The sequence below is a fragment of the Vibrio olivae genome (genome assembly GCF_042428525.1).
Lineage (GTDB): Bacteria > Pseudomonadota > Gammaproteobacteria > Enterobacterales > Vibrionaceae > Vibrio > Vibrio olivae.
This window is the reverse complement of the sequence record NZ_JBHMEP010000001.1, coordinates 571565-598195: the sequence shown is the minus strand read 5'-3', so window position 1 is coordinate 598195 and position 26631 is coordinate 571565. Positions and strand designations below refer to the sequence as shown.

The 26631-nt window shown below is 45.1% G+C and carries 23 protein-coding genes and 1 pseudogene; 17 read left to right on the top strand and 7 right to left on the bottom strand.

Going from position 1 to position 26631, the window contains the following annotated elements:
* The first annotated feature begins 3 nt into the window (after window positions 1-3).
* The 11 genes from trpCF to ACFFUV_RS02760 all read left to right on the top strand — a co-directional run bounded on the left by trpCF (window position 4) and on the right by ACFFUV_RS02760 (window position 11275).
* Entirely contained in the window at window positions 4-1419 is a 1416-nt protein-coding gene (trpCF, locus tag ACFFUV_RS02810) for a bifunctional indole-3-glycerol-phosphate synthase TrpC/phosphoribosylanthranilate isomerase TrpF (protein WP_390189517.1), read from the top strand.
* 46 nt (window positions 1420-1465) lie between these two features.
* Window positions 1466-2656, top strand: coding sequence for a tryptophan synthase subunit beta (gene trpB / locus ACFFUV_RS02805; protein ID WP_390189516.1), 1191 nt, complete (start codon window positions 1466-1468; stop codon window positions 2654-2656).
* On the top strand, window positions 2656-3462 hold the full coding sequence (gene trpA, locus ACFFUV_RS02800) for a tryptophan synthase subunit alpha (protein ID WP_390189515.1): 807 nt from the start codon (window positions 2656-2658) through the stop codon (window positions 3460-3462). Before trpB ends, trpA begins: the two co-directional genes overlap by 1 nt.
* A gap of 295 nt (window positions 3463-3757) precedes the next feature.
* Entirely contained in the window at window positions 3758-5071 is a 1314-nt protein-coding gene (locus tag ACFFUV_RS02795; protein ID WP_390189514.1) for a dicarboxylate/amino acid:cation symporter, read from the top strand.
* 180 nt (window positions 5072-5251) lie between these two features.
* Window positions 5252-6457: an acyl-homoserine-lactone synthase gene (locus ACFFUV_RS02790; RefSeq protein ID WP_390189513.1), complete on the top strand. Its 1206-nt coding sequence runs from the start codon at window positions 5252-5254 to the stop codon at window positions 6455-6457.
* Window positions 6450-8993 carry a response regulator gene (locus tag ACFFUV_RS02785; protein WP_390189511.1) on the top strand — a complete coding sequence of 848 codons (2544 nt, stop codon included), beginning with the start codon at window positions 6450-6452 and terminating at the stop codon, window positions 8991-8993. Before ACFFUV_RS02790 ends, ACFFUV_RS02785 begins: the two co-directional genes overlap by 8 nt.
* A 143-nt stretch (window positions 8994-9136) precedes the next feature.
* A complete protein-coding gene (locus tag ACFFUV_RS02780; RefSeq protein WP_390191815.1) occupies window positions 9137-9343 on the top strand; it encodes a hypothetical protein in 207 nt (68 codons plus the stop codon).
* 95 nt (window positions 9344-9438) lie between these two features.
* Window positions 9439-9978 (top strand): septation protein A, encoded by a 540-nt coding sequence (locus ACFFUV_RS02775; RefSeq protein WP_390189509.1) that lies wholly within the window; start codon window positions 9439-9441, stop codon window positions 9976-9978.
* An 87-nt stretch (window positions 9979-10065) separates the two neighbouring features.
* Window positions 10066-10467 carry an acyl-CoA thioester hydrolase YciA gene (yciA, locus tag ACFFUV_RS02770; RefSeq protein ID WP_390189508.1) on the top strand — a complete coding sequence of 134 codons (402 nt, stop codon included), beginning with the start codon at window positions 10066-10068 and terminating at the stop codon, window positions 10465-10467.
* 105 nt (window positions 10468-10572) lie between these two features.
* Entirely contained in the window at window positions 10573-10869 is a 297-nt protein-coding gene (locus tag ACFFUV_RS02765) for a YciI family protein (RefSeq protein ID WP_390189507.1), read from the top strand.
* Between the two features lies 1 nt (window position 10870).
* Window positions 10871-11275 carry a GspS/AspS pilotin family protein gene (locus tag ACFFUV_RS02760; RefSeq protein ID WP_390189505.1) on the top strand — a complete coding sequence of 135 codons (405 nt, stop codon included), beginning with the start codon at window positions 10871-10873 and terminating at the stop codon, window positions 11273-11275.
* Window positions 11276-11312: 37 nt separating this feature from the next.
* Here ACFFUV_RS02760 and metE read toward each other — a convergent pair whose 3' ends face one another.
* On the bottom strand, window positions 11313-13598 hold the full coding sequence (gene metE / locus ACFFUV_RS02755) for a 5-methyltetrahydropteroyltriglutamate--homocysteine S-methyltransferase (protein WP_390189504.1): 2286 nt from the start codon (window positions 13596-13598) through the stop codon (window positions 11313-11315).
* A 265-nt stretch (window positions 13599-13863) separates the two neighbouring features.
* Here metE and metR point away from each other — a divergent pair, with 265 nt between their 5' ends.
* The gene (gene metR / locus ACFFUV_RS02750) at window positions 13864-14775 is read left to right on the top strand and encodes an HTH-type transcriptional regulator MetR (protein ID WP_390189502.1); all 912 of its coding nucleotides are present in this window, start codon (window positions 13864-13866) and stop codon (window positions 14773-14775) included.
* A gap of 27 nt (window positions 14776-14802) precedes the next feature.
* On the opposite strand, the gene ACFFUV_RS02745 is transcribed toward metR, so the two are convergent.
* Both ACFFUV_RS02745 and ACFFUV_RS02740 read right to left on the bottom strand, forming a co-directional pair.
* Window positions 14803-15003, bottom strand: a complete 201-nt coding sequence (locus tag ACFFUV_RS02745) for a DUF4250 domain-containing protein (RefSeq protein ID WP_390189501.1) — start codon at window positions 15001-15003, stop codon at window positions 14803-14805.
* Window positions 15004-15074: 71 nt separating this feature from the next.
* A complete protein-coding gene (locus ACFFUV_RS02740; protein WP_390189499.1) occupies window positions 15075-15755 on the bottom strand; it encodes an HI_1241 family integral membrane domain in 681 nt (226 codons plus the stop codon).
* Window positions 15756-15954: 199 nt separating this feature from the next.
* Here ACFFUV_RS02740 and ACFFUV_RS02735 point away from each other — a divergent pair.
* Window positions 15955-18183, top strand: a pseudogene (locus ACFFUV_RS02735) (YgiQ family radical SAM protein); the annotation flags it as partial.
* A gap of 69 nt (window positions 18184-18252) precedes the next feature.
* Here ACFFUV_RS02735 and ACFFUV_RS02730 read toward each other — a convergent pair.
* The 3 genes from ACFFUV_RS02730 to ACFFUV_RS02720 all read right to left on the bottom strand — a co-directional run bounded on the left by ACFFUV_RS02730 (window position 18253) and on the right by ACFFUV_RS02720 (window position 21972).
* Complete coding sequence (locus ACFFUV_RS02730; protein WP_390191813.1) at window positions 18253-19326, bottom strand: ABC transporter substrate-binding protein; 1074 nt, start codon at window positions 19324-19326, stop codon at window positions 18253-18255.
* A gap of 158 nt (window positions 19327-19484) precedes the next feature.
* Window positions 19485-20579: a 3-phosphoserine/phosphohydroxythreonine transaminase gene (gene serC / locus ACFFUV_RS02725; RefSeq protein WP_390189497.1), complete on the bottom strand. Its 1095-nt coding sequence runs from the start codon at window positions 20577-20579 to the stop codon at window positions 19485-19487.
* Window positions 20580-20706: 127 nt separating this feature from the next.
* Entirely contained in the window at window positions 20707-21972 is a 1266-nt protein-coding gene (locus ACFFUV_RS02720) for a DUF945 family protein (RefSeq protein WP_390189495.1), read from the bottom strand.
* 541 nt (window positions 21973-22513) lie between these two features.
* On the opposite strand from ACFFUV_RS02720, the gene ACFFUV_RS02715 reads away from it, so the two are divergent.
* Window positions 22514-23056, top strand: coding sequence for a hypothetical protein (locus ACFFUV_RS02715; RefSeq protein ID WP_390189494.1), 543 nt, complete (start codon window positions 22514-22516; stop codon window positions 23054-23056).
* Window positions 23057-23124: 68 nt separating this feature from the next.
* Here the strand turns inward: ACFFUV_RS02715 and ACFFUV_RS02710 are convergent, their stop codons facing one another.
* The gene (locus ACFFUV_RS02710) at window positions 23125-23712 is read right to left on the bottom strand and encodes a TfoX/Sxy family DNA transformation protein (protein ID WP_390189493.1); all 588 of its coding nucleotides are present in this window, start codon (window positions 23710-23712) and stop codon (window positions 23125-23127) included.
* Between the two features lie 363 nt (window positions 23713-24075).
* On the opposite strand from ACFFUV_RS02710, the gene ACFFUV_RS02705 reads away from it, so the two are divergent.
* The 3 genes from ACFFUV_RS02705 (at window position 24076) to ACFFUV_RS02695 (ending at window position 26560) form a co-directional block, all read left to right on the top strand.
* Window positions 24076-24996, top strand: coding sequence for an HDOD domain-containing protein (locus ACFFUV_RS02705; protein WP_390189491.1), 921 nt, complete (start codon window positions 24076-24078; stop codon window positions 24994-24996).
* A gap of 14 nt (window positions 24997-25010) precedes the next feature.
* Window positions 25011-25916 (top strand): LysO family transporter, encoded by a 906-nt coding sequence (locus tag ACFFUV_RS02700; protein WP_390189490.1) that lies wholly within the window; start codon window positions 25011-25013, stop codon window positions 25914-25916.
* 131 nt (window positions 25917-26047) lie between these two features.
* Window positions 26048-26560: a hypothetical protein gene (locus ACFFUV_RS02695; protein WP_390189488.1), complete on the top strand. Its 513-nt coding sequence runs from the start codon at window positions 26048-26050 to the stop codon at window positions 26558-26560.
* Window positions 26561-26631 lie beyond the last annotated feature (71 nt).

Sequence of the window (26631 nt, the reverse complement as noted above, 5' to 3'; positions counted from 1 at the left end):
GACATGACGCAATTATCCGAACACGTGTCATTAAAAGAGAGCCAAATGGCTGAGGTACTCGCAAAAATTGTTCGAGATAAGCACCTCTGGTTAGAGCAACGCAAACAAGCTCAGCCGTTAGAATCGTTTCAATGTGAACTGACCCTGTCCAATCGCAGCTTTTATGATGCCTTATCGACACCACAAACCGCATTTATTCTTGAATGCAAAAAGGCATCGCCTTCTAAGGGCCTGATTCGTGACGATTTTGATCTCGACTATATCGCTTCAGTTTACAATAACCACGCGAGTGCCATTTCAGTACTCACTGACGAAAAGTACTTTCAAGGCAATCTTGAATTTTTGCCTCAAATACGTCACCAAGTTACCCAGCCGATTCTGTGTAAAGACTTTATGGTCGACGAATACCAAGTTTTTTTGGCACGTTATTATCAAGCCGATGCAATCTTACTGATGCTGTCTGTCCTTGATGATGCCCAATACAAAGCGCTTGCCGAAGTCGCACACTCTCTCAATATGGGCGTGTTAACCGAGGTCAGCAACGAGGAAGAACTTGAGCGAGCGGTCGAGCTAGGCGCAAGAGTCATTGGTATCAACAACCGTGATTTACGTGATCTGAGCACCGATCTCAATCGAACGAAAGTGTTTGCTCCTAAACTACGCGCCAGATTGCCGCACGTGACACTGATTTCTGAATCTGGCATCTATACACACCAGCAAGTACGTGATCTTAGCCAGTATGCAAATGGCTTCTTGATTGGTAGCTCATTGATGTCAGAGGATAACCTCGAACTTGCCGTACGCCACGTTCTGCTGGGTGAAAACAAAGTCTGTGGCTTAACCAGCCCTGAAAACGCAGCACGTGCGTATCAAGCAGGCAGCGTATTTGGTGGGCTGATTTTTGTTGAGAAATCCCCTCGCTATGTCGATGTACAAACGGCACGTACGACCATGAGTGGTGCGCCTCTCAAATACGTTGGTGTGTTCAAAGATCATTCCGTGGAGGACGTTGCCACCATCGCTACCGCGCTTAACCTTTATGCGGTGCAGCTGCATGGCAATGAAGACCAACAATACGTTAACCAGCTTAAAACCGCTCTGGGTGAAGAGATTGAGATCTGGAAAGCCTATGGTGTGAATGACACACTTCCAACGCTGCTTGAAAACAACATTAACCGCCACCTGCTTGATAGCAAAGTCGGTAACCAATGCGGCGGGACTGGTCAGCAATTTGATTGGCAATTGGTGACGGATACTCACGGCATTATGCTCGCGGGCGGTATTTCCCCAGAGAATGCCAAACAAGCCGCGGCGCTTGGCTGCTTAGGGCTAGACCTTAACTCCGGAGTGGAAACTTCACCGGGTGAAAAAAGCAGTCTAAAACTTCGCCAAGCTTTTGAAGCGATTCGAGATTACTGATTTTATTTAAGTGGTGCAGCCACTTAACGCAATTTAAGGAAAGAACATGGCTAAGCTTAACGCCTATTTTGGCGAATACGGCGGACAATATGTCCCACAAATTTTGGTACCTGCGCTAGACCAGCTTGAGCAAGCGTTTATCGATGCTCAGCAAGATGATGAATTCCAAAGCGAGTTCATGGGTCTACTTCAAGAGTATGCAGGCCGACCTACCGCGCTCACCCTAACCCGTAACCTGACTAAAGGTACCAAGACTAAACTTTATCTTAAGCGTGAAGACTTACTGCACGGTGGGGCGCACAAAACCAACCAAGTGCTTGGTCAAGCGCTGCTGGCTAAACGTATGGGCAAAACGGAAATCATTGCGGAAACGGGAGCGGGTCAACATGGGGTTGCAACGGCGCTCGCTTGCGCGCTCCTAGATTTGAAATGTCGTGTGTATATGGGTGCCAAAGACGTTGAACGTCAAAGTCCAAATGTCTTTCGTATGCGTTTGATGGGTGCAGAGGTAATTCCTGTGCATTCTGGCTCCGCAACATTGAAAGATGCGTGTAACGAAGCGCTTCGTGACTGGTCTGGTAGCTATGAGAATGCGCACTATCTCCTTGGTACAGCCGCAGGCCCTCACCCATTTCCAACCATCGTTCGTGAGTTCCAACGTATGATAGGTGAAGAAACCAAGAATCAAATTTTAGCGCGTGAAGGTCGCTTGCCTGATGCCGTGATTGCCTGTGTTGGCGGTGGCTCTAATGCGATTGGCATGTTCGCTGACTTCATTGAAGAGAGTGACGTGCGTTTGATCGGCGTGGAACCAGCTGGCCTTGGCATTGATACCGACCAACACGGTGCACCACTTCGCCATGGTAAGCCCGGAATCTATTTCGGTATGAAGTCCCCCATGATGCAAGATGAACATGGACAAATTGAAGAATCTTACTCCGTTTCTGCTGGATTGGACTTTCCTTCTGTTGGTCCTCAACATGCGCACCTTAACGCTATTGGCCGCGCGGAATATGAGAACATTACAGACGATGAAGCCATTGACGCTTTTCAAGAGCTCGCTCGTCATGAAGGGATTATTCCTGCACTGGAGTCTTCGCATGCACTTGCTCATGCTCTAAAGATGGCCAAACAAAATCCAGATAAAGAACAACTGCTGATCGTGAACTTATCAGGTCGTGGTGATAAAGACATCTTTACTGTCGACAAAATTCTACAAGAGAAAGGAGTGCTGTAATGGATCGTTATCAAGCGATGTTTGAGCGTCTAGAGTCAAAAAACCAAGGCGCATTTGTTCCGTTTGTCACCATGGGCGATCCAAACCCAGCCTTGTCGTTACAAATCATGGAAACCTTAGTTGAAAATGGCGCCGATGCGTTAGAACTGGGTATGCCATTTTCTGATCCACTGGCAGACGGCCCAACAATTCAGGGCGCAAACCTACGTTCTCTTGAAGCCGGAACAACACCTGACACTTGCTTTGAATTGATTGCCCGATTACGCAGCAAGTACCCAGAGACCCCAATTGGTTTGTTAATGTATGCCAACTTAGTGTTTTCAAATGGCATCGAAGCGTTTTATGAGCGCTGCGCCAAGGCGGGTGTCGACTCGGTATTGGTTGCTGATGTGCCGACCAGTGAAAGCGATGAGTTCGTCGCTGCGGCGAAAAAATTTGGTATCCACCCGATTTTCATCGCGCCGCCAACGGCCAGTGACGAAACGTTGCAAGATGTCGCCAATAAAGCCAGTGGCTACACTTACTTGCTATCGCGGGCGGGAGTCACTGGTACAGAAACCAAGGCGAATATGCCTGTCGATACGCTGCTGTCACGGTTAAATCAATATGATGCACCACCAGCGCTGTTGGGATTTGGTATTTCCGAGCCTGAGCAAGTTCAGCAAGCACTGCAAGCGGGCGCGGCCGGTGCTATCTCTGGCTCTGCGGTAGTAAGAATCATCGAAGAGAATCAGCAGCAACCAGAAGTCATGCTGAGCCGTCTTGCTGATTTCGTTTCTTCCATGAAGCAAGCAACTCAGCGCTAAACCAACCAGCCTACAACAACACGATCGATTTTTGGGTACGCAACCTGAAAATCGATCTTATTATTAACAATCCTTCTCTTTTCTAACCTCACCTTTTCATGGTTTGGCTTAAAAGCCACTTCACGAACCTTATCACCACAAATTAAAGCAAACGTTTGCCTTGTGATTAAAAAACAAGCACAAACTATCAATTTTGCCGCTCTAGGCGAAGTTATGACCTGATCGTCATTGATCATTGACCAATATACGTGTAAAACACCTGCGGAATATTTATCCACTAATATTTTTCTGCCTAGTGGTAAATTCTAGGATATTAAACGTACATAGCACAGAGGTTAAGGAAGTGTTAAAAAATAAGAGTTTGCTAAGCAATATCGGCGTACAAGTCGTCATTGCAATGATCATCGGTACTGCTGTTGGTGCGTTAATGGGACAAGACGCTGCCCTATTTGCACCACTTGGAACTATCTTTATTAATCTAATTAAGATGTTGGTCATTCCACTGGTTGCTGTTGCACTTATCTCCGGCGCTGCGGGCTTAGGTAACAGCCAATCTGCCGGTAAAGTCGGAATGATCACGTTAGGTTATTTCGCGTTAACCTCTGCTTTGGCTGTTGCTTTGGCCCTCATTATGGGCGAAGTATTCCAGCCAGGTATGGGCATCGATGTATCTGGTGTTGAAGGTATGTTCTCATCAGAATATGCATCAAAAGGTGAACTACCCACGTTTTGGGCAACCATTACGGGTATGATCCCGACCAACGTTTTCCAATCATTGAACGACGCCAATATTTTACAAATTCTTGTTTTCTGTCTGTTCTTTGGTATCGCCATTTCTAAACAAGAAAAATCGCGCCGCGAGCCTATTATGAACGGTGTGAACTGCATTGTTGATGCCATGGTATGGATGATCAATAAAGTGATGATCATTGCTCCTATTGGTGTTTTTGGTCTTATGGCCGAAGCGGTAGGCACATTTGGTTTTGGCGCGTTAATGGTCGTCTTTAAACTGTTCTTGGTCTACGTTGCTGCGATCCTTATCTTTGGTTTCGTTGCCTACCCACTGATGATTCAGTTGTTCACCAAAACATCCGCTAAGAAATTCCTAAGTGTGATGAAAAAGCCACAAGCGGTGGCGCTATCAACGGCATCGTCAATGGCAACCCTGCCTGTGACAATGGACACCTGTGAAAACGAGCTGGGTGTTAAAAATTCAACAGCGTCGTTTGTCCTACCGCTAGGCGCGACCATCAATATGTCCGGTAACGCAATTTACTACGGTCTGGTTGCTGTATTCTTTGCACAGCTATTCCATATTGATCTTTCGATGGGTGCGTACATCGCGATCATCGTTACCTCAACCTTGGGTGCCGTTGGCCAAGCAGGTGTACCTGGGCCATCGTTCCTAGTGGTTGCGGTTCTTTTGGCAGCCGGTATTCCAATTGAAGGGCTACCATTGCTGTTCGCTCTTGACCGTATTTTCGATATGATTCGTACTGCGCTCAATATTACGGGTGATGCCGCGTGTGCGGTTATTGTCGACGCATTAATTGAAGACGAAGTTAACGAACAACAAAAACAAACTGAATTAGAAAAGCAACAAGCGTAATATTCGTTTAGTTTTATAAGTATCAATATTTAATCAACCGCCCTTCGGGGCGGTTTTTTTATCCTACAAGATCACAGTTTCATATATTTTCCCCGTAACATAGGCTCGTTGATATTCAACTAAGGTGATATCATCCAAAAAAAATAGCTATAAAAATACTACGTCAGATTGGATGAAAAAATGGAACTTTATAACCTCTATGAGCGCTATCTACGTGATAGAAAGCTCGACATTTCGCGGGAAGAAATTTTCCTTGCGATTGAATCAACGCCCTCACCCAGGTTAAGGGCATGCTTTGAACATATACTTAGCACACGGCTTCAACAAATCACTTATCAATCACCAAGTTGTAAATACTTAAATATTGCTGGCCAACTTCACTCAGCGATTTATCTTGAACAAATTTGCCAGAATTCTAATGGGCTTAGCCCGTTTGAATATCAGTTAGAACAATTGGCATTAGCCTATTTCGATAGCATTGCCGACTTGTGGTGCGAATATGAAATCAATCACATAAAAAATAAATATCAAAAACAGTTAAATCATTTTAGTGAGCCAATCTTTAATAATAATTACGATGAAAGTGCCTATTCTTCTCAATTGATTGATAATGTAGAAAGCGACTTAAATCATTATTACACCCTGTATTTCTCTGCACCTCTTTCTCTTTCCGATGCGATTCTTCTCTCCAATTTATGCACATTTATTAAGCAGCATAAATGGTATGAAATGTTATTTTCTCTTTCGCTTTCGACGCAAGGTACGCATTTCATTTTGACGACGAATAGCGCCAGTGGTATTCCGTTACTGGTATCTAGCGCCCGGATTCAATATTGGCAACATCGCGATGAGTGGCTTTATTTATCACCTTTCTTCCAATCGCGTGCTTGGACACCATCTATTGCGCCGCACTTTCAGCAAACGTTAGAAGCGCAACACATTTTGCGACCTCACAGCCACATCGACCCAAGCAGTATCAGTGCTTTAGACAGCAGTCTCACCGAGTCGATCATCGATAAACAGGCGATATGCGAAATTCTCCGTTTAACCGCAAGCGGCAATACCCTACAATGTTCGTTTATTCTCTATCTCGCCCAAAAGCATATGATGGCGTTACTCTACGAGCGAGCATTTGCACTTGGATTTGTGGTGATAGAGCAACCCTTGATGATGCGTTACTACGACAGCCTGTCTGATAACGAATATCTCTACACAGCAGAATGTAATTTACAAGACACTGGCAATTCCACATATAAAGGATTATGGATAATTGACAAGCTCAATCAGCAACTTAAAACGACCAGTTATAAAGAGTATAAGCGTCGTGTCTTTCTCCAACGTAAGCAATCAAGTGCGGCTAGGTTAGAAGGGAATCGCCATGGTTAACTTGTATCAAAACTTATTTATCTACCCTAAAGCGATGGTGCTTACGTTTACTTCGCTTATTGTCATTACCTGGGTCGGCTACTTCTATTTGAGCCTAAAAGAACGTAACGTCGATCTTTCCAAAAGCCATTATAAGTACTACCTCAGCTACTCTAGCGGGCTGTTCTTCTGGATTCTGAGTAACGCGTATTTTCACTCTGGTTATTTAGTGAGTCAGTCACAAAATGCCGCTATCTTTATGGCGATTTTTGCCAACTTGACGGCGTTCACAGCATTTGCTTCAGCGTTTTTGTTCTCCTGCAAACTCAAAGAGCATTATCTACAAAAGAAGACTCCTCGCTTGGTGTATACCTTGTTGACCGCGCTGACTGTGATGACCTTGGGAATCAACTTAATTCCTGAGCTCACGGTGCAATCGGTTGATATTACCGCCCCCAGCGTATTCGTGATTCACTTTGGTAATTATACGTCTTTGTTCTTCTTTACCCTGGTGAGCTTGGTTCTTTTCACTTTATTAAATCTTGTATCGCTGCGCGGCGTCAGCAACCGCTTGAGTAAAACACGAGTCAACTTTATGGTTGCAGGCATGATTATTTTCATGGTTTCAACTGGAATCATTCAGCTCGGATTTACTTTGTTTTGGGGCGACTTTTCGTTAACTTGGCTGCCACCCGCGCTCTCGATTAGCGAGATGATCATTACCGGCTATGCGCTCATTACTTCGCGTTTTTACAGCACTCGCTACATGAGTTATTTAACTCTGACGGCTATTGTTACGTGCGCCATCTATACTTTTCCGCTGTTCTTTTTGGTTCGCGACAACGGCATTCCCTATGACGTGGTCATTGCGTACAGCTTCGTATTAGGTGTGACGTGGCAATTTCTCTACAGCCGAGTGAAACAGTACACCAGCTTAATGGTCTACAACTCACCGCAAGCCCCAACGGAACGTATTTATAACTTAGTGAGTGAGTTTCAAAAATCGCCTCCCCAGGCGCTACAAAAACTCGCTGAGCTGCTTAACGTCCCTGCAAGTCAGATTCAACTGGTTAAGAAGAGCGCGGACGATGAACTGTTTGTTGATTACTTTAACAATAATCAAGATGCGCTGATCATTGAAGAGCTGCAAGATAAGTTAGACGGGCAAGCCAGCGAAGGTCGTTTAGGTGAACTGCATGACAAAATGCATGAGCAAGATGCGGCGATCATCATGCCAATGTTTGACAACAGCCATGTGATTTCTCATTTATTAATCGCTACGCACAAAAGTAATGGGCAAATGTTTTCCAATGAAGAACTTATTGCCCTGAAAAAAGTACTCGAGCAAGCGCAATATTACATAAATTCCGACCGCCGAGTGAAACAATCTCAAGCCCTTGCGAATTCTATTGCACACGAAATGCGCAATCCGTTGGCTCAGTTACAATTACATTTTGAAAAGCTGCAAATTCAACTGCAGACCGATGCGCCAGTTGATACGCTTCTCAACGAAGTCGAAAATGGAAAGTCAGCCATTCGACGTGGCAAGCAACTGATCGATATTATTTTACGCGAAGTCAGTAGCTCATCGCTTTCTCAAGAGCCGATGGCTGTATCCCCTATCAAACGCCTATTACTGCAAGCGATTAACCAATTTGGGTTCGAGAGCGAACAGATAAAGCGTCGCATTCACCTGCACACAGATGTGGATTTTTCGGCTCGAGTTAACGACACCCTATTTAACTTTGTGGTGTTTAATCTACTGCGCAACGCGATTTACTACTTCGATTCGTACCCAGACAGCCGCATTGATATCACCACCATCTCGCGCTTCCATGAAAATGTGGTTGTGTTTCGAGACTCAGGGCCAGGTATTCCACAAGCGATAAAAAATCAAATCTTCGATGATTTCTTTAGCCATAACAAGTCCGGAGGTAGTGGCTTGGGGCTAGGTTATTGCGCACGTGTCATGCAGTCATTTGGGGGCACCATTCAGTGCCACTCCGAATATGGGCAATACACTGAGTTTCATCTAATTTTTCCAGCGCTATCGCTCTCAGCACTCGAAGAAACCGAGCACCAAGACCAAGAACCGCAAGAGCTCGCTTCTCTGCCCATTGAGAGCCAGTATGATGATCTGTTGCTACCTTACAACCAATCACAAACGGGCATTCACTGCCACAAAACGGTGCTTGTGGTTGATGACAAAGAAGTTCAGCGAGCGATGGTCACGCTTTATCTTCAACAACTCGGTTATGATGTCATTCAAGCCAACAATGGCAAAGTCGCGGTGGAAATTTTTCAAAACAACCCCATCGACTTAGTAATGATGGATATTCAAATGCCCGTCATGAATGGCTTTGAAGCCGCTACCCGTATAAAACAGTTGAGTCCCAACACCCCGGTTATTGCGTTATCTGGAGAGTCCGGAGAGCGTGAATTGGATCTAATTACCAGCCTGATGGATGGTCGTTTAAGCAAACCGACCACCAAAGCGGACTTACGCGCTGTGATGTCTCACTGGATAGCAGATCACGAAATATCGTCAACAAGCTAACAAATTTAAAAGTTGGCACCAAATGTGCTTAATTACAGCCAGTAGTAAAATTCGTAGCGAGGAAATGACACCTCGCTACCCTAAAGAGGATATTGGTTGTGGATACTTACAGACCTACTTATTGCCGCCTAGTCCACCATGGAATGAAAAGTTTACTGGTTGACCGTATGGGTCAGTTTTCCGAGATGGCTTATCATGAATATCTCTATCTGATCACTGGTAAATCCAGTTGCTTGGCAATGACGGATGACGAACTCAAAAACACCGTATACGATCTGAAAAACGAAGGGTATTTGGAGGATCTTAAGCCACAAATCACTCATCTTCCCGTGTTCAGCGTCGCGGAATAAGCGCTTTATTTGTTTCGAGTTGTCACTGGCTATTCAGTCTAACGGCAAGTTCCGTTAGACTGTTGGCAACGCAGTCACTGGATAGCAAGCTCACAATGAAGCAAATTATTGATTTTATTCCCTTAATCGTATTTTTCGTCCTGTATAAGATGTACGACATCTATGTCGCTACAGGTGCACTGATTGTTGCATCTGCCCTCCAAATTGTTCTTCTCTACGTCTTATACAAAAAAGTTGAGAAAATGCAGTTAATTACGTTTGTCATGGTCGCCATTTTCGGTAGTATGACGCTGATTTTGCATGACGCCGACTTCATCAAATGGAAAGTCACTATCGTCTATGTCGTACTCGCACTCGCGTTGGCGATTAGCCACTTAATGGGAAAATCCGCCATAAAGAGTATGCTCGGTAAAGAGTTAGAGTTGCCAAACCAAGTTTGGAATAAAATCACCTGGGCATGGGTGGTGTTTTTTGCGCTTTGCGCAGCACTGAATGTTTACGTGGCTTTTCACCTTTCACAAGATATTTGGGTCAACTTCAAAGTCTTTGGATTGCTGGCAGCAACTTTACTTTTTACTCTGCTTACAGGCGTGTACATTTATAAGTATCTACCCAAAGATAACAAGGTGGAATAACCACCAACCAAACTTAACAGTTTGATTAAAATAATGATTTTCAGCGGCCTTCGGGTCGCTGTTTTATTGTAGTGGATGTCTATTTTTATGAACCCAGAAATGAACTCACCAAAAGGACAAATGATCCTTCGAACCCTGGCAATGCCCGCAGATACCAACGCGAATGGCGATATTTTCGGAGGATGGATCATGTCTCAGCTTGACCTTGCAGGCGGCATACTCGCCAAAGAGATATCAAGTGGAAGAATTGTAACGGTGTCGGTTTCGAGTATTACCTTCAAAAAGCCCGTTCGTGTGGGTGATGTTGTGTGCTGTTATGGCGAATGTACCCGAATTGGACGAACATCGATGGAAATGAATTTAGAAGTCTGGGTTAAACCAGTAAAAGAAGATGGCGTTGGCCACCGTTTCCAAGTCTGTGAAGCGACCTTTAACTATGTGGCAATCGATAGCCAAGGTCGTCCTCGCCCTATTGAGACAAACCGTTGATTTATCACTTTACTTCACCATTGGCTGTGAAAATCACCGCATATTGGGTAAAGTAAAGGCGATTGATGCAAACGCTCCTAAGCCGAGCTCACAAGGAATAATATAATGTGGTATGTAATTTTTTCACAAGACGTTGAAAACTCTTTAGAAAAGCGTATGAGCGTAAGAGAAAAACATCTCGCTCGCTTACAAGAGTTGCAAGATGAAGGCCGACTTTTAACCGCGGGACCAATGCCAGCCATCGATGCCGATAGCCCTGGTGAAGCTGGTTTTACTGGCTCAACTGTGATTGCAAATTTTGCCTCACTAGAACAGGCTCAGCAGTGGGCGGATGCCGACCCTTACGTTGCTGCTGGCGTGTATCAAAACGTCACCGTGAAACCTTATAAAAAAGTATTTTAATATGAAACGTACTTATCGCTTCGTCGCGCTTGCACTCGGTGTTTTAATCCTAAGTGGGTGTTCTGCAAACCGCGAGCAACAACGCCAATTAGAACTGATTGCCAATAGCCGTGCCAATATGCTCTCTTCTGAACTGCCTATGGATGTGGGCCCATTATCCATCTTACGAGCTAATGCGAATGGTTCGGTGATTGAAATCATGATGGTTTATAATGATGATGCCCAAAATGCCAAACCGATCCAGCAAGTGCTAAGAACCAGCATTAACACCTACTGCACCAATAAAGACATTAAAAATAATTTGGAAGTTGGCGTCAGTTATCGCATTAAAATGCGTAATAGTCGTGGTCAGTTGATGATTGACCAACTTATTACCGACGACACCTGTGATGCCGTCAATCCATAAATAACAAAGCCCCATCAGGGGCTTTGTTATTTTTATTTTACGCCGCTTTAGCGTATTTCTTACGCAGCAATTTGGCCGCCAGTACCAGATTGGTCAATGATGCTTCTGTCTCCTGCCAGTTTCGCGTTTTTAAACCGCAATCTGGGTTAACCCATAAACGCTCAAGTGGAATTAAGTCCGCCGCTTTTTCAAGCAGACTTTCAATCCACTCAACAGACGGAATGTTGGGTGAGTGAATATCATAAACGCCTGGGCCGATTTCATTAGGGTAATTAAAAGCTTCAAATGCACGAAGCAATTCCATGTTAGACCGAGAGGTTTCGATGGTAATTACATCGGCGTCCAACGCAGCCACAGAGTCAATAATTTCATTGAATTCACTGTAACACATATGGGTGTGGATTTGCGTTTGTGGCTCTGCGCTACCTGCAGCGATCCGAAATGCATTCACCGCCCAATCGAGATAGGCTTTGTGTTCCGCTTGTTTTAATGGCAAACCTTCACGAATCGCAGGCTCATCAATTTGAATAATGTGAATCCCTGCCTGCTGAAGATCGGCGACTTCATCACGTAAGGCGAGCGCCAGCTGCTCTGCAATGGCTTGACGAGAGATGTCCTCACGCGGAAACGTCCAGCACAGTATTGTGACCGGCCCAGTGAGCATACCTTTCATTTTCTTACTCGTGAGTGACTGGGCATAGCGTGTCCACTCGACCGTCATCGCTTGCTCTCGCTCAATATCGGCCACCACAATCGCAGGCTTCACGCAACGTGAACCGTAACTCTGAACCCAGCCAAATTGTGTGGTTTGAAAACCCGACAAGTGCTCGGCAAAGTACTCAACCATATCATTACGCTCAGCTTCCCCGTGTACCAACACGTCAAGATCGAGCGCTTCTTGGCGCTGCACGGCATCTTTAATATGCTGTTTGATCACTTCAACATACTCCACTTCTGGCAGCGTGCCTTTACGATAAGCGCTGCGCTGAAAACGAATATCCTGCGTTTGTGGAAATGAACCGATTGTCGTGGTTGGAAATAATGGTAAATCAAGCACTCGTGATTGATGCTTAGCGCGCTCAGCATAGGGAAGACTGCGCTTAGACAAGGCTTGGGTAATGCTATTGACTCGCTTTTGTACCTGAGGTTTATGCACGTGATCAGCCTTTTGACGCGCAATGATTGGTTGACTATATGCCTCACACTGCGCAATGGCGGACTCGTCTCCCTCTAAGCCACGTGCTAGCAGATTCACTTCTTGAACTTTCTGCTTAGCAAAGGCAAACCAACTGCGTGTCTCTTCGCTTAACTCAGTTTCCAATTCAAGGTTCACCGGACTATGAAGTAAAGAGCATGAACTCGCAATCCATAAGCGCTCACCGAGTTGCTGCTTCAATGGCGTCAACGTTACGAGTTTTTCCGCTAGGTTTGCGCGCCAAACGTTGCGCCCATTAATCGCACCGACAGAAAGCACCCAAGCTTCCGGAAGTTTTTCAACCACTAGCGGAAGTTGCTTATCAGCAGCGCACAAATCGATATGTAGGCCATCAACCGCGAGCACAGTAATGACATCAATGTTGGCTGCAATGGAATCAAAGTAGGTGGTTAACAATAACTTGGTACGGCCTTTCAAAGCTTGGTAAGCGGAGTCAAACGCTGCCAGCCACGCAGGCGGTAAGTCAAGCGCTAACACTGGCTCATCAATTTGTACCCACTCAACACCCAGTTCGGCTAGTTTGCTGAGAACTTGCTGATAAACCGTTAATAATTGAGGCAGCAGAGAAAGACGGTCAAAGCTCTCGTTGGTCTCTTTCCCCAAATACAGGTAACTAACGGGACCAAGCACGACAGGCTTCACGTGATGCCCAGCCTGCTGCGCTTCTGCCACTTCATCAAACAGCTGAGTCCAAGTCAGCTCAAAATGATCGTCCGCGCTAAATTCAGGCACCAAATAATGATAATTGGTATTAAACCATTTCGTCATATCCGAAGCAGCAGCGCCGCAACCACAGTCTGAGCGAGATTGCCCGCGAGCGATGCGAAACAGCGTATCTAAATCGATTGAATGGCCTTGATGGCGTTTGGGAATATGTCCAAGGAGTAACGAAGTATTTAACACATGATCGTACCAAGCAAAATCACCCACTGTGACAAAGCTTAGGTTAGCGTCCTTTTGTGTTAGCCAGTTTTGATGACGCAGCTCGCTGCCCGTCGCCAATAATTGCGATTGTTCAATTTCACCGCGCCAGTATTTTTCGAGTGCGAATTTGAGTTGACGTTGTTCACCAATGCGTGGGTATCCCAAAATATGTGTTGTAGTCATGGCTATTTTCCGTAATTGAATTTGATTATTTAAGAAGTCTGGACGTCTAAACTATCCAATTCACGGCCAAATAACTCAAGACGCTTTTATTCAACTTGTTTATGAACAAACTTCATACACCGCACAGCTTATTGCAGTGGATTAATTTAAATAGGGCAAAAGCCAATAACAAAAACAACAAACAGACGTCTAGACGTTTACAAAAGCCAACAAAGCGCGTAAGTTAATATTCATCATCTTGATATTATTACCATGAGAGGATTTCATGATTGAATTGAAGCATTTGAAAACCCTAGCTTCTTTGCGCGATACGGGGTCACTCACCGCCACCGCGACAGCACTGCACTTGACTCAATCGGCCCTCTCCCATCAAATCAAGGATCTCGAAGCACGTATCGGTGGGCAGTTATTTTTGCGTAAAACACGCCCGGTAAAGTTTACTTCGGAAGGTGAGATTTTATTACAACTTGCCAATGACATATTGCCACGCCTTGCAAAAGCCGAAAATGAACTGGCCAGTCTGAAAGAAGATGTCAATGGACGTCTTCACATGGCAATTGAGTGTCACTCTTGTTTTCAGTGGTTAATGCCCGCTTTGAAGGAGTACCAAATTGCCTGGCCAAGCGTGACCCTTGATTTTTCTTCGGGCTTTGGTTTCGAGCCCCTGCCTGCATTGATGAATGGCGAGTTGGACTTAGTGATTACCTCAGACATTCAGCCACGCTCTGAAGTCCATTACGAGCCACTGTTTGACTTTGAGATGCGCTTGGTCACCGCCACCAATCATCCGCTTGCACAGCTCGAGCGTATCGAACCAACAGATTTACGTGAGCAGACTATGCTCTCCTACCCTGTCCAAAAGCAGCGTTTGGATGTCGTGAAGCATTTTTTACAACCCGCTGGGGTAGAGCCGATGAAATGGAAACAAGCGGATAATACTCTGATGCTGGTACAAATGGTCTCGGCAGGACTCGGCGTAGCCGCATTACCAAACTGGGCAATCAGTGAGTTTTCTCGCCAAGGATTGATCACCAGCATACCGCTCGGTGATGGCTTATGGCGCCGCTTATTTGCAGCAGTGCGCAACAGCGATCGTAACAAGCGCTACCTACAAGCCTTTTTCTCTACCGCGCGCCAACAAAGCAAAAGCCACCTTGATGGTATCAAGATGGCTTAAAAATATTTTATGGTGGGAAGGTTAACGTTACCGCATCGCTGACTTAAATTGATTGGTCAACGGATCATATTGGTAGCCTAAACTATCTAATTTGACAGTGACGGTTTCTACATCCATATCGTAGACCGTCACCAACTCATCAAAACTATCACATTCTAGGCGCAGTTTTTCATTGACGATGCCGAGCAAAATGACGCTATCAAACTGGCTAATGTTACTTAAATCCATCACTACACTCCTTTCTACTTCGACTCATAGAAAAGGGTAGCGCGAATTCATTGTTTTTGCTGAGACGAAACCTAAAGAACGAATAATCCTTGATGAAATAAGCCAGAAGCCACCAACATCGCCAAGCTAATCAATAGCTGAACACGACCTATGGCTTTCTCAGTAAAAATGTGCCAGCACCACACGACGATGGCGGAAATCATCAAAGATAAGCCAAACAAAATTGATTGTGTCGCGCTATCAACTACTTGCGGAGCTAATCCATAGGCTTTTGCCAGTACGCTGAGAGCCGTGAACATCGCAGCCACCACACCACAAAACGGCAAAATACGATGAAACGCTTGCAGCCGTGTGCGAGCAATAACCAGCAATAAATGCGCAAACGCCGCCCCAAGTAGAACCACTTGCAACAATAGATGGATACTCGATGACGTATCGGGCTGCATAAAGACTTGAATACCAACAAACGCTAACGCCAAGCCATTCGCCAAATACAACGCCCACAAAGGCCCTTGGTTACGCGTTTTTTTAGTCTGAACCTGAGTATAAAAATAACCAATGGCAAAAGTGACCATGATCGCCTGCATTTTAAGCGATGCCACCGCAAGCCATAAAATCGCCAATGTTGGCATTAATTTATGAATGCGCCCTCGCTGACCAGGACAAATATCGCCTTTGACTAACACCAAAGTCAGAATAAGTTGAGCACCTAACAGCATTGGCGCGCACAGAAACAGAAGTTGTTGAACCATAATATCTATACATCGTTATCAATTGCAGCGGATGATAACAGACTGGGACAAGAACTCTAGCGTTGAAAATAAAATCCCATTGGTTCATAAATGAACCGTTTGCTTTTGTCTTGACCTTCTAAACTGTACGGAAATATAGCGCTAGATACTCGGTTAGCAAGTCGCTATAATTCGCGCTCGCGAAATCTGAGGTCAATTTATGCACAGTGATATCACACCGATTAACCAATATACCCCATACTGGGCCGCTTGCTATGGCTCATCTCCATTTTTGCCGACGACTCGTCAAGAGATGGATGCCCTAGGCTGGGATAGCTGTGACATCATCATTGTGACGGGCGATGCGTATGTCGATCACCCAAGTTTCGGTATGGCGATCATTGGACGTCTGCTCGAAGCGCAAGGATTTCGTGTTGGCATCCTTGCCCAACCTGAATGGCAAAATAAAGAAGCCTTCATGGGTTTGGGTAAACCCAACCTCTTTTTCGGTATTACAGCTGGTAATATGGATTCGATGATTAACCGCTACACCGCGGATAAAAAATTACGCCATGATGATGCCTATACCCCGAACAATGAAGGAGGGAAACGCCCTGACCGCGCGACATTGGTCTATTCACAGCGTTGTCGAGAAGCGTATAAAGAGGTGCCCATAGTCCTCGGTGGCATTGAGGCCAGTCTGCGCCGTCTCGCGCACTATGACTATTGGTCAGACAAGGTTCGTCGCTCAGTATTGTTTGATGCCAAAGCCGATATTTTGCTATTTGGTAATGCAGAACGAGCCTTAGTTGATGTCGCTCATCGCTTAGCCAATGGGGAATCCATTGCGACTATGACCGATATTCGCGGCACCGCTGTCAACCTTCCTGCAGCACCTGAGCACTACAAGATCATCGATTCATCACGCATTGAAAAACCGCGTAAAGAAGCGTTTGTACCGAAAAACCCTTACGAAGTTGAAACCCAATGTGATACGAAAGCGGACGATGCAAACCAAGCACAGCCAATCACCATTCGTCCTTCTCGCCATGATGCAGCAACCACCGCGGTGCGCATCCCAAGCTTTGAGAAACTGCGCAACGATCGCATTCTCTATGCGCACGCGAGCCGCATTATGCATTTGGAAACCAACCCTTATTCTGGTCGCGCTCTGATTCAAAGCCATGGCGATCGCGAATTATGGGTCAATCAGGCGCCCATTCCGTTAACCACGGAAGAGATGGATTACGTCTTTGACTTGCCTTACGCCCGCGTTCCTCACCCAGCCTACGGCAAAGCCAAAATCCCGGCTTATGACATGATTAAAACATCGGTTAACATCATGCGTGGCTGTTTTGGCGGCTGTTCATTCTGCTCGATTACTGAGCACGAAGGGCGTATTATTCAAAACCGTTCTCAAGAGTCGATTATTAACGAGCTTGAGGAGATTCGCGATAAAGTTCCTGGGTTTACAGGGACCATTTCCGACCTTGGCGGCCCAACGGCCAACATGTATCGCCTCGGCTGTAGCGACCCGAAAGCAGAAGCCAACTGTCGACGTCCATCGTGTGTCTTCCCTGGTATTTGTAGCAAACTCAATACCGACCATAAGCACACCATTGACCTGTATCGTGCTGCGCGAAATGTGGACGGGGTTAAAAAGGTCATGATCGCTTCTGGTGTGCGTTACGATTTAGCTATTGAGTCGCCTGAGTATGTCAAAGAGTTGGTTACACATCACGTTGGCGGCTATCTAAAAATTGCACCAGAGCACACCGAGAAAGGTCCACTGGATCTGATGATGAAGCCAGGCATGGGCACCTACGATCGCTTCAAAGAGATGTTTGAGAAATACAGCAAAGAAGCGGGTAAAAAGCAGTATTTGATCCCCTACTTCATCTCTGCCCATCCAGGGACCGAAGATGAAGATATGCTTAACTTAGCACTATGGCTGAAGAAGAATGATTTTGAATGTGACCAAGTACAGAACTTCTACCCGTCACCAATGTGCAACGCAACGGCAATGTATTACTCAGAAACCAATCCACTCAAACGCGTTAAGTATAAAAAACGCGAAGAAGTCCCTGTGGCCAAAGGCGAACGCCAGAGACGCTTACACAAAGCTCTGCTGCGTTACCACGATCCAAACAACTGGCCGTTGATTCGTGAAGCACTGGTTGCTATGGGTAAAAAACATCTGATTGGTGATAAAGAAAGCTGTTTGGTTCCCGCAGAAGATATTGATGCTAAAACGCCTGCGCAGCGCAGAAAGTCAGGGCGTCATGGCGCTAACCGCTTTGCCACCAAACACACCAAGAGTCAGCCAGGCTTTGCGCCATTGGCGGGTAAAAAAGGGAAACCACAAAATAGCTCGTCGTCACACAGTGGACAAAGTGCTAAGTCATCTGGTGCAGACAAAGGCCGCTCTAATAGCAATGGTAAAAATCGTCAAAAAAGTCGTCAACGTTAAACATAAAAAAACCGGGCCAAAAAGCCCGGTTTTTTTAATTATAATCGTTTACTGGTTTCTTAGTTTTTGCCAATACTTTTCATAAATCGCCAGCGCCTCTGGCCCAACATCGTTAATAAACTCTCCTTTCACCATATCGGCCTCTGATGGGAAAATCGTAACGTCATTACGAATAGCGTCATTGAGTAAGGCACGCCCACGAGTCGTCGCGGACGCGTAACCTAAGCTGTTGACGATCTCTGCTTGGCTTTCTGGCTGATACATAAAGTTAATAAACTGATGGGCCAGCGCTTTGTTTTCACTGCCCGATGGAATAACAAAGTTATCCATCCACAGTACGGCACCTTCTTGCGGCATCACAAACTTCAACTCTGGCATCTCTTGCTGACCTTGATAGGCGTTGCCGTTCCATTGCATTCCCACAGAAGCTTCACCCGAAACATAGGGCACATGCGGTGCATCTGAGTTGTACAGCAGCACATTAGCTTGTAGTGCTTTTAACGACTCATAAGCCTTTTCAATCTGTTGTGGGTTTTGACTGTTGATACTGTAACCATTTAGTTTAAGTGCCATGCCAAAAACGTCACGAATATCGTCAATCAGCATAACCTGCCCAGCGAATTCCGGCTTCCAGAGGTCGGCCCAGCGCGTCACTCCGTCAACCATCTCTGCATTATAGCTAAGGCCCGTCACACCCCAAATGTAGGGCAAAGAGTAACGGTTCTGTGGATCATGCGCCTGACCTAATAACGCCGGCATCGTATCCTTCATATTTGGAATCTGCTCGAGGTCAAGCTCAGCCAATAACCCTTCTCTGCCCATTTTTTCGATAAAATAAGCAGATGCAAACACCACATCATAACCGCCACCTTTGAGCAGCTTTAACTTGGTGTACATGGATTCATTGTTTTCAAAGGTGGAGTAATTTACGGTGACTCCTTGCTGCTTTTCAAATTGTCGAAGCGACGCTTCAGGTAAATAGCCTCCCCACGCATAAACATTTAATTGCTTGGCGTGTGCGGTTCCTAGCATCAACAAGGCTGAAAGCGCGATGCCCTTGACCAGATTGTTCATTAATTTTTGATTCCTTTTAAGCCGGCACCATGCCGATTGCGGCTCAATAATTAAGTGATTTTCTGGACAAATAAAGACAATAATATTTGTCGTAAAGAACAATATTTATTAAGGACAGCGGCAGGGGAAAGACAAGGAGCACAGTGAATAAGTTAAAAAAACCGCGCGGTTGAAACCGCGCGGCTCTCGTTATCAAAACGCAATCTTTAAGCGTATTGCGCTTCAAATTCTTGCATAAAGTCGACTAAGGCTTGAACACCTTCCAGCGGCATGGCGTTGTAAATGGATGCACGCATACCACCAACCGCTCGGTGACCTTTTAGAGCCACGAGACCACGCTGCTCCGCGAGCTCAAGGAACGTGCCATCAAGTTCTGGTTTAACCAATTGGAAAGGCACATTCATTCGTGAACGGTTCGCGGGATGAATATCGTTCTTATAAAATGGAGAATTGTCGATGTAATTGTACAGGGTATCGGCTTTCTTGCGATTGGTCTCTTCCATTGCTTTCAAACCGCCCTGCTCTTTTAGCCATTTGAAAACTAGACCCGACAAATACCATGCAAACGTTGGTGGCGTGTTATACATAGAATCTTTTTCTGCCAAGATTTTATAGTTAATAAAGCTCGGCAGCACATCACGCGCGAAATCAAGCAGATCATCACGCACAATTGCAATGCAGATACCAGCTGGACCAATGTTCTTCTGAGCGCCTGCGTAGATAACACCGAATTTAGACACATCAATATCACGCGATAGAATGTTTGATGACATGTCAGCGACGATCGGTTTATCGGTTTGAGGCAGATCATAAATCTCTACACCGTCAATCGTTTCATTTGGACAAAAGTGCACATAAGCCGCATCAGGGGCCACTTTCCATTCAGAAGCAGGTTTGACAGCAGTTTTGCCATCGATTTCGGTTTTGGCGTCAAAAGTATCTACTTGGCAATACTTGTTCGCTTCATCAATGGCACTGGCGGCCCAATAGCCGGCATCAATATACGTGGCCGTTGAGCGCTCACCCAACAAGTTTAGTGGTACTGCAGAAAATTGAGCTCGTGCCCCGCCCTGACAAAATAGAACTTTATAGTTGTCTGGGATTGAAAGTAAGTCACGCAAGTCTTGCTCGGCTTGCTGTGCAATTTCGATGAATGATTTACTGCGGTGGCTAATTTCCATAACCGAAGTACCGAGGCCATTCCAATCTACGAATTCGGCCTGAGCCTTTTCCATGACTGCTTTAGGAAGCGCAGCGGGACCCGCGCTGAAGTTATAGACATTGCCTGTAGAAGACGCCATGAGTTTCCTTGCTCCTGCTGTTAACAAACTAGTGTGATTAATACCACTTTTTTGCCTAGAGCAAAAGTAACAAAAGAGGTCTTAAGACCTCTTTTTATTGATTGATAAAGGTAATGCAACGAGCGAATTACAGCATCATCGGCAATATAAGCGCCATTAAAGGAATTTTCTGGCCATTTTTAAACACCAGATTGCTGTTTTCGAGCTGAGCCTCAATGCGATAACCAGATTGAGTTTGGTCAACAATATCCATCACAATCGCTTCATCAATCGCCTGCTTTATGGTCGGAAACGTCTCGACCATTTGTTCAGATACATAGCTTTCCATATCCCCGGTCAACTTCGGTAGCACCGACATCGGGTTTGCTGCAACATCTTTCGTCCCTTCTGGTACTTGAATATTCATCGCAGATCGAAATTCGCCATCACCGATCTTGGCACTAAAATCGTTTACCGAAACATAAAACCCTTGAGCGAATAAGGTTTCAATACTCTCGATTGCTGTTTGCAGTTGGGCGTTTGATAGCGAAGGGTTAGGATTATTTTGGTAAACATCCAACAACTGACCAAAAGCAACACTGTCAAGATCGCCAAAAGAAACATCCACATTAAAATTCGAGACTTGTCCTTGGTCGGTTTTCAAGTCATTCATTTCAAGCACATGTTGGCCTGAAACTCGGTTAGTCGTGGGAATTTCATTTGACGTAAAGTGATAACTCGCGTTCATCATCTCAAAGGAGGTGCCTTGATCAGGATTAACAATTTTGGCCTGTCCGATGGTTATCTGCTGATCTCCAATCCAAAATGCGTGAGTGCGTTTGCCTTGCCCCTGCGCTTTAATACTGGTAATCGACAATTTGTCGCCGGACGCAAAATCCAATTCCATCGACGGTACATCAAGTTGATACGACAGCTCGCCTAACACCGTGATGGTTCCCGTTAACGAGGATGGTGGAAGTGAAACCATTACGTTTTGATTATTTTTAGAGACGTAATGCCAGTTATCTAATTGAATATTAAAGTCGGTATTACCGTTTAGTTGAGTCGTTGAGTCCATAACTAAAGGAAGCTGCGCCGCTTCGTCCACAACAGAATGTGCAGACAGGCTCATCAAGCCATGGCTCACGTCACTGGTGACGGTAAATTCACTCGGCAGCCCATCAACTTTGAGTTGCTCAATCAGCTGAGGATCCGTCACATGATAGCGAGTGGTCACCACTGAGGATAAATAGCCACGATCATAAGCGACGATTTCCGCCTTCAGTACATCACTGTTTAAGTTACCGATCCCATCGGTGATGACGTTTTGTCCAATACTCCCTACCGCTAGAGGCCAGCACAACACCACAGCGATAGCGCCACCGACGGCGCCCCATTTTTTTATTTGTTGCATTTGATTCTTACTTTTATTGGCGATTTATTCAGTTTACACGAAAAAACCGTTTGGTTAATCAGACGATTGCACTAGATTGTAAGCCAACAATACACAGTGATTATGATGCGAAGAACAGGAATTAACCGCCATTCGTGACTTTCATACAGGTAAAAATATGACATCAACACTTTCGTTGAGCGTATTGTGTTGATAACAACGTCAAAAACATGACGAAGAAATGAGCTGTGTTCCACTTTTGATGTAGAAGCGCATAATTATGTGATTCATCACATTCTACTCTGTTAGACTCGTGGCTAACTACTGAGATAGAAAGACGTTTCCCAGCAACATACTGCGACTGATTAAATTGCGTACGGTTTGCTGCATAAGCACTCATTCGACTGGAATGAAACTTGCTTAGAATTCACTTAAACGACAAAACAGTGACATTTTATTGGTTAATTCAAACCAAGATGCATTATCATGTCGGCATTACATGTCATGACGGCCTTGTCGTCAAAGACCAAGGAAATTAACAAGATAAAGGTTTATCGTAGATATGCGTAAAACACTCTTAGCTGCAGCGCTGGTTTTGACTTCTGGTCAAACACTGGCAGAAGATCCAAACAGCCCGGCCATCATGAGCAACTTCAATTACGATTACATCGAAGCACGCATTGGCGCAAGCCCTGTCACCTTCGGTGCGGCATTTAGTAAATCGATTCACCCTAACGCGCATGCGATTGGTCGAATCGATTCTGAATTTGAAGGCGATTTTGACGCTGCGGCTGGTTTTGGTTTTCATGCTCCAATCAATAACTGGGCAGATTTAAAAGGTGAAATGCTGTTTCGCGTGGTTGATAACGACAAAGATAGCACCGAAACTGGTATGGAACTTAACCTAGGCATCCGCCAATGGCTTGGTCCACAGCTTGAAGTCGGTGGTCAAGCAGGTTACCTCTCTATTGATGATGATGACGATTGGATCGGTTCTGCGTACATTCGCTTCCATTCTACTGAGCTGTTCTCTATGGGCGCAGAAGCACGCTTCAATGACTTTTACGGCAACCAAGTGATGATGACGACTCGATTCAAATTCTAATCACTTACGCTAAAGCGTTAACCAATAAAAAACCGAGGATCCTTCCTCGGTTTTTTTATCCGCTACTTTTACTGGCAATCTGCCAATAATTGGCGTTTTCTCGGCTCTTGAATCAGCTTCCAATGAATACCATCAATGGCTCCTGCAAATTTCCATAATAATTTGAGATCGACGTCATTGCCGTATGTGCGTTTCACACGAGAAAAGACTTCTGGTGCGCCGAGTTCTAAGAAGCGGTCCACATTGTCCACCCCTGCCTTTTTCACCATGCGTTCTAGAGTCAGTTGCATGTTAGGCAAATCGCGAAGCCGTTTATTCTCAGGTGCTTGTTTGGACTTTCGCTGCGTAACGGAGCGAGCGATCGCCTGACTGACAATCGCATCAAGTTGTTGATGACGATTCACAAACAGATGGGTGATGTCATAGTAATTGACTGTTGCCGTCGACTGCTTTTTGACGTGACGGTATTTTTCACAGCCTAACTGGTGCAGCAATTCATCCAAGGTGCCTCCCCCACGAATAAAAACGCGCTGAGCACTAAGAAGTGCAAACATCGCCTCTTCGCGAAACAGTCCTAAGCCACCAAACATTGATCGCGTTTGGAAACGGCCAAATTGCTTAACATAATTGGTAAATTTTTGCTCTGTCATATCCATTGATCCTTAATCAAAAACCCCGATTAGTTCGATCACCAGATACAGCAGCTTATAAGCGAAAAAAAGTATTGAAGGTCTGACTTGATGAATTTATTAATATGAAAGTAAGTCTAGACTCCCTCAACCAAATGATAGTTAATGATGCGAAATAAGTCTGTGCATAGTTCACAGGCTTTACATCAGAAAATAAATTTATTGGAATCACAGTCACAAATTTAAATGTCGTTGACACTCTATCTCAAAAATACCTGTAGGTTAGAGTAAGTTTTTAGTTTTACGCACACAATTCAGTAACCTATAACGTTTGCCTAGCACAGGTAAGAGACGTTAATATTCGGTAGTTGCCCACATCTTTCAAGTTTTATGAACCATTTATCATTTTATTGGTTACCTGAGAATAACGAAGTACTAATAAAAGGAATAGAGACCGAGTTTGCACAATTAATCGAGCAGTCTATTAATACTGGGAAAATATCTCTCCCACCTATTCCAGACGTTGTATTGCAAATTCAAAAACTATCCTCTCAGGAAAACACAAGCGTATCCGATATTGCCGATTGCCTGATCGAAGATCCGAGCTTGGCGGCTATCGTTATTCGTGTTGCCAACTCGGTGATTTTTAATCGCCGTAGTATTATTTGCACCGATCTTGTCACTGCAGTGGCGCGCCTTGGTATTCATCGCGTTCGTGATATCGTTACTGCCCAATCTATTGAACAACTCAAACAATCCGTCAATCTGAGCAAAGAGTGTAACTACATTTTGATCAACAGTGCCGCCACCTCTCGTGAGCTTGCGGCCACGATGGTCATGGTGACCAAAGGGTTCCGAGATTCAGGTGACCCACGTTATGCTAATTTGGAAAATGATAAAGCCCTTTTAACAGGACTGTTAGCGGATATTGGTTTGTTTTGTATCGTCAATGAATATTACCTCTATCTTGAAAGAGGTAATTATTTAGACGAAAACATCGCGCTGCAAATCTTTAGCAGCCAATGCTCTATTGTTAGTAAACTGGTGCTTGACCACTGGGGCTTTGATTCTGACTTTGTTGAAGTTGCCACTAATCAACGCATTGATAACCCCCAACATGATGTCACGTATTTGGATGTCGCGCGCATTGCCAACCATGTATTAATGTTCCGCCGTGAAGATGACGCCATCGACGAACACGAAGTCGAACTGGACGTCACCGGTGCCGATATTCTCTACCAACTTACTAACCTTAGTGATTTGGAGTTCCGCGATCAAATTGACGCAGTCATTAACGCCTGCGGATTATAATAACAAGGATTTTCATGTTTTCAGGGATGATGTTCATCTTTGCCCCGCTGGTCGTGGGCTACCTATTTACCCTATCCAACACGGCAATTACCCAAACCATTAATCGCGCAACGTCTTACTTAATCTATGTGATTTTAAGTTTGATGGGCTTGAGTCTTGCGGCGCTTGATAACTTAGGCCAAAACTTGCAAACCATCGTCCAATACACAGCTGTGTTCTTCTTGTGTTTAGGCGGTGCGAATCTGCTGTTTCTGCCACTGGTCGATCGCTGGTTACCACTGCAAACTGAAGCTGCGAAAAGTAAACTGCCCCTTTCCAGTATGGCCTTAGAATCAGTCAAGCTTATCGTCGTTGTCGGCGGCGGTTTGTTGGTCGGCATACTGCTGCCTATCGACTTGAGCTGGGTTGATACCGCGAGTGAATGGATTTTATTTATCTTACTGTTTTTTATCGGTATTCAATTAAGAAATAGTGGACTGACTTTAGGGCAGATTCTGCTTAACAAGCATGGAATGATCATCGCATCTGTGATCATATTCACTTCCATGCTTGGCGGATTGCTTGCGGCATGGATTCTCGATATCGGTGTCTTCCATGGTTTGGCGATGGCCTCAGGTTTTGGTTGGTATTCACTGGCAGGCATTCTCATGGGCGATGCGTTTGGTCCCGTATTTGGTGGCGCCTCTTTTTTAATCGAGTTATTACGAGAACTGGTTGCTCTAGTCATGATCCCGATGTTGATTCGCACTCGTCCTTGCACCGCTATCGGCTATGCCGGAGCGACAGCTATGGACTTTACACTTCCTGTCATACAAACCACAGGTGGTGTACGCTGCGTACCTATCGCAATTGTTAGTGGGTTCATCTTGAGCCTGTTGGTCCCTGTGCTGATGCTATTCTTTGTCTCTCTTGCTAACTAGATCGCAGGAATACAGCAATAAATCCCCTAGTATAAGGCACTCAGTTTCGCGCCAACTTTCGCTGTAACTTGATTATATTGAGTTCACCGCAAACAATAAAAACAAGCGCTTATTTAGCAAAAGGAATCCCTATGAAACGCTTGATGGTCACTTTGCTCTTTACCTCGTTGCCCTTGTCTGCCTTTGCCGCCGATAACTCATGTTTGGCAGGAAAATACGACGCCTATATTGATGCATCGCTTAATTGGTACCAAGATTTAACCACACTTACCACCAGCCAATATCCTGAGCTTGAAGGAGTGAGCACGTGGTTTCTTCAAGGGCGCAAACACCATTTTGAACTAAGCCGCGCAGCTGTTCATTACTATCTGGAACATGACCCAAGTAAAGTGGCGATTGAACAGTCGGTTGAAGGTTGGCTAAAGCTAGAGCAATCTGATATTAAAGCCCTTGCTAAACGCGACGATCAACTCGGCCAATTGGCAAAAGTTACTTACAATGATCGCCAAACACCGCCTCATGAAAAAAACTATGAACTGCGCTCGGCATTAGCAGAATTATTAAGTCATCCCAACAAGATTGACCAAGCTCTACAAACCTACAATCAGTCCATCAGCCAAATCTCTCAGACTGAATGCCAATAACGAGCAATTAATACCGAGCAAACGGGACTTTGCGCCCGTTTTGGTTTACATTGTCACGCCTAATAAAGATG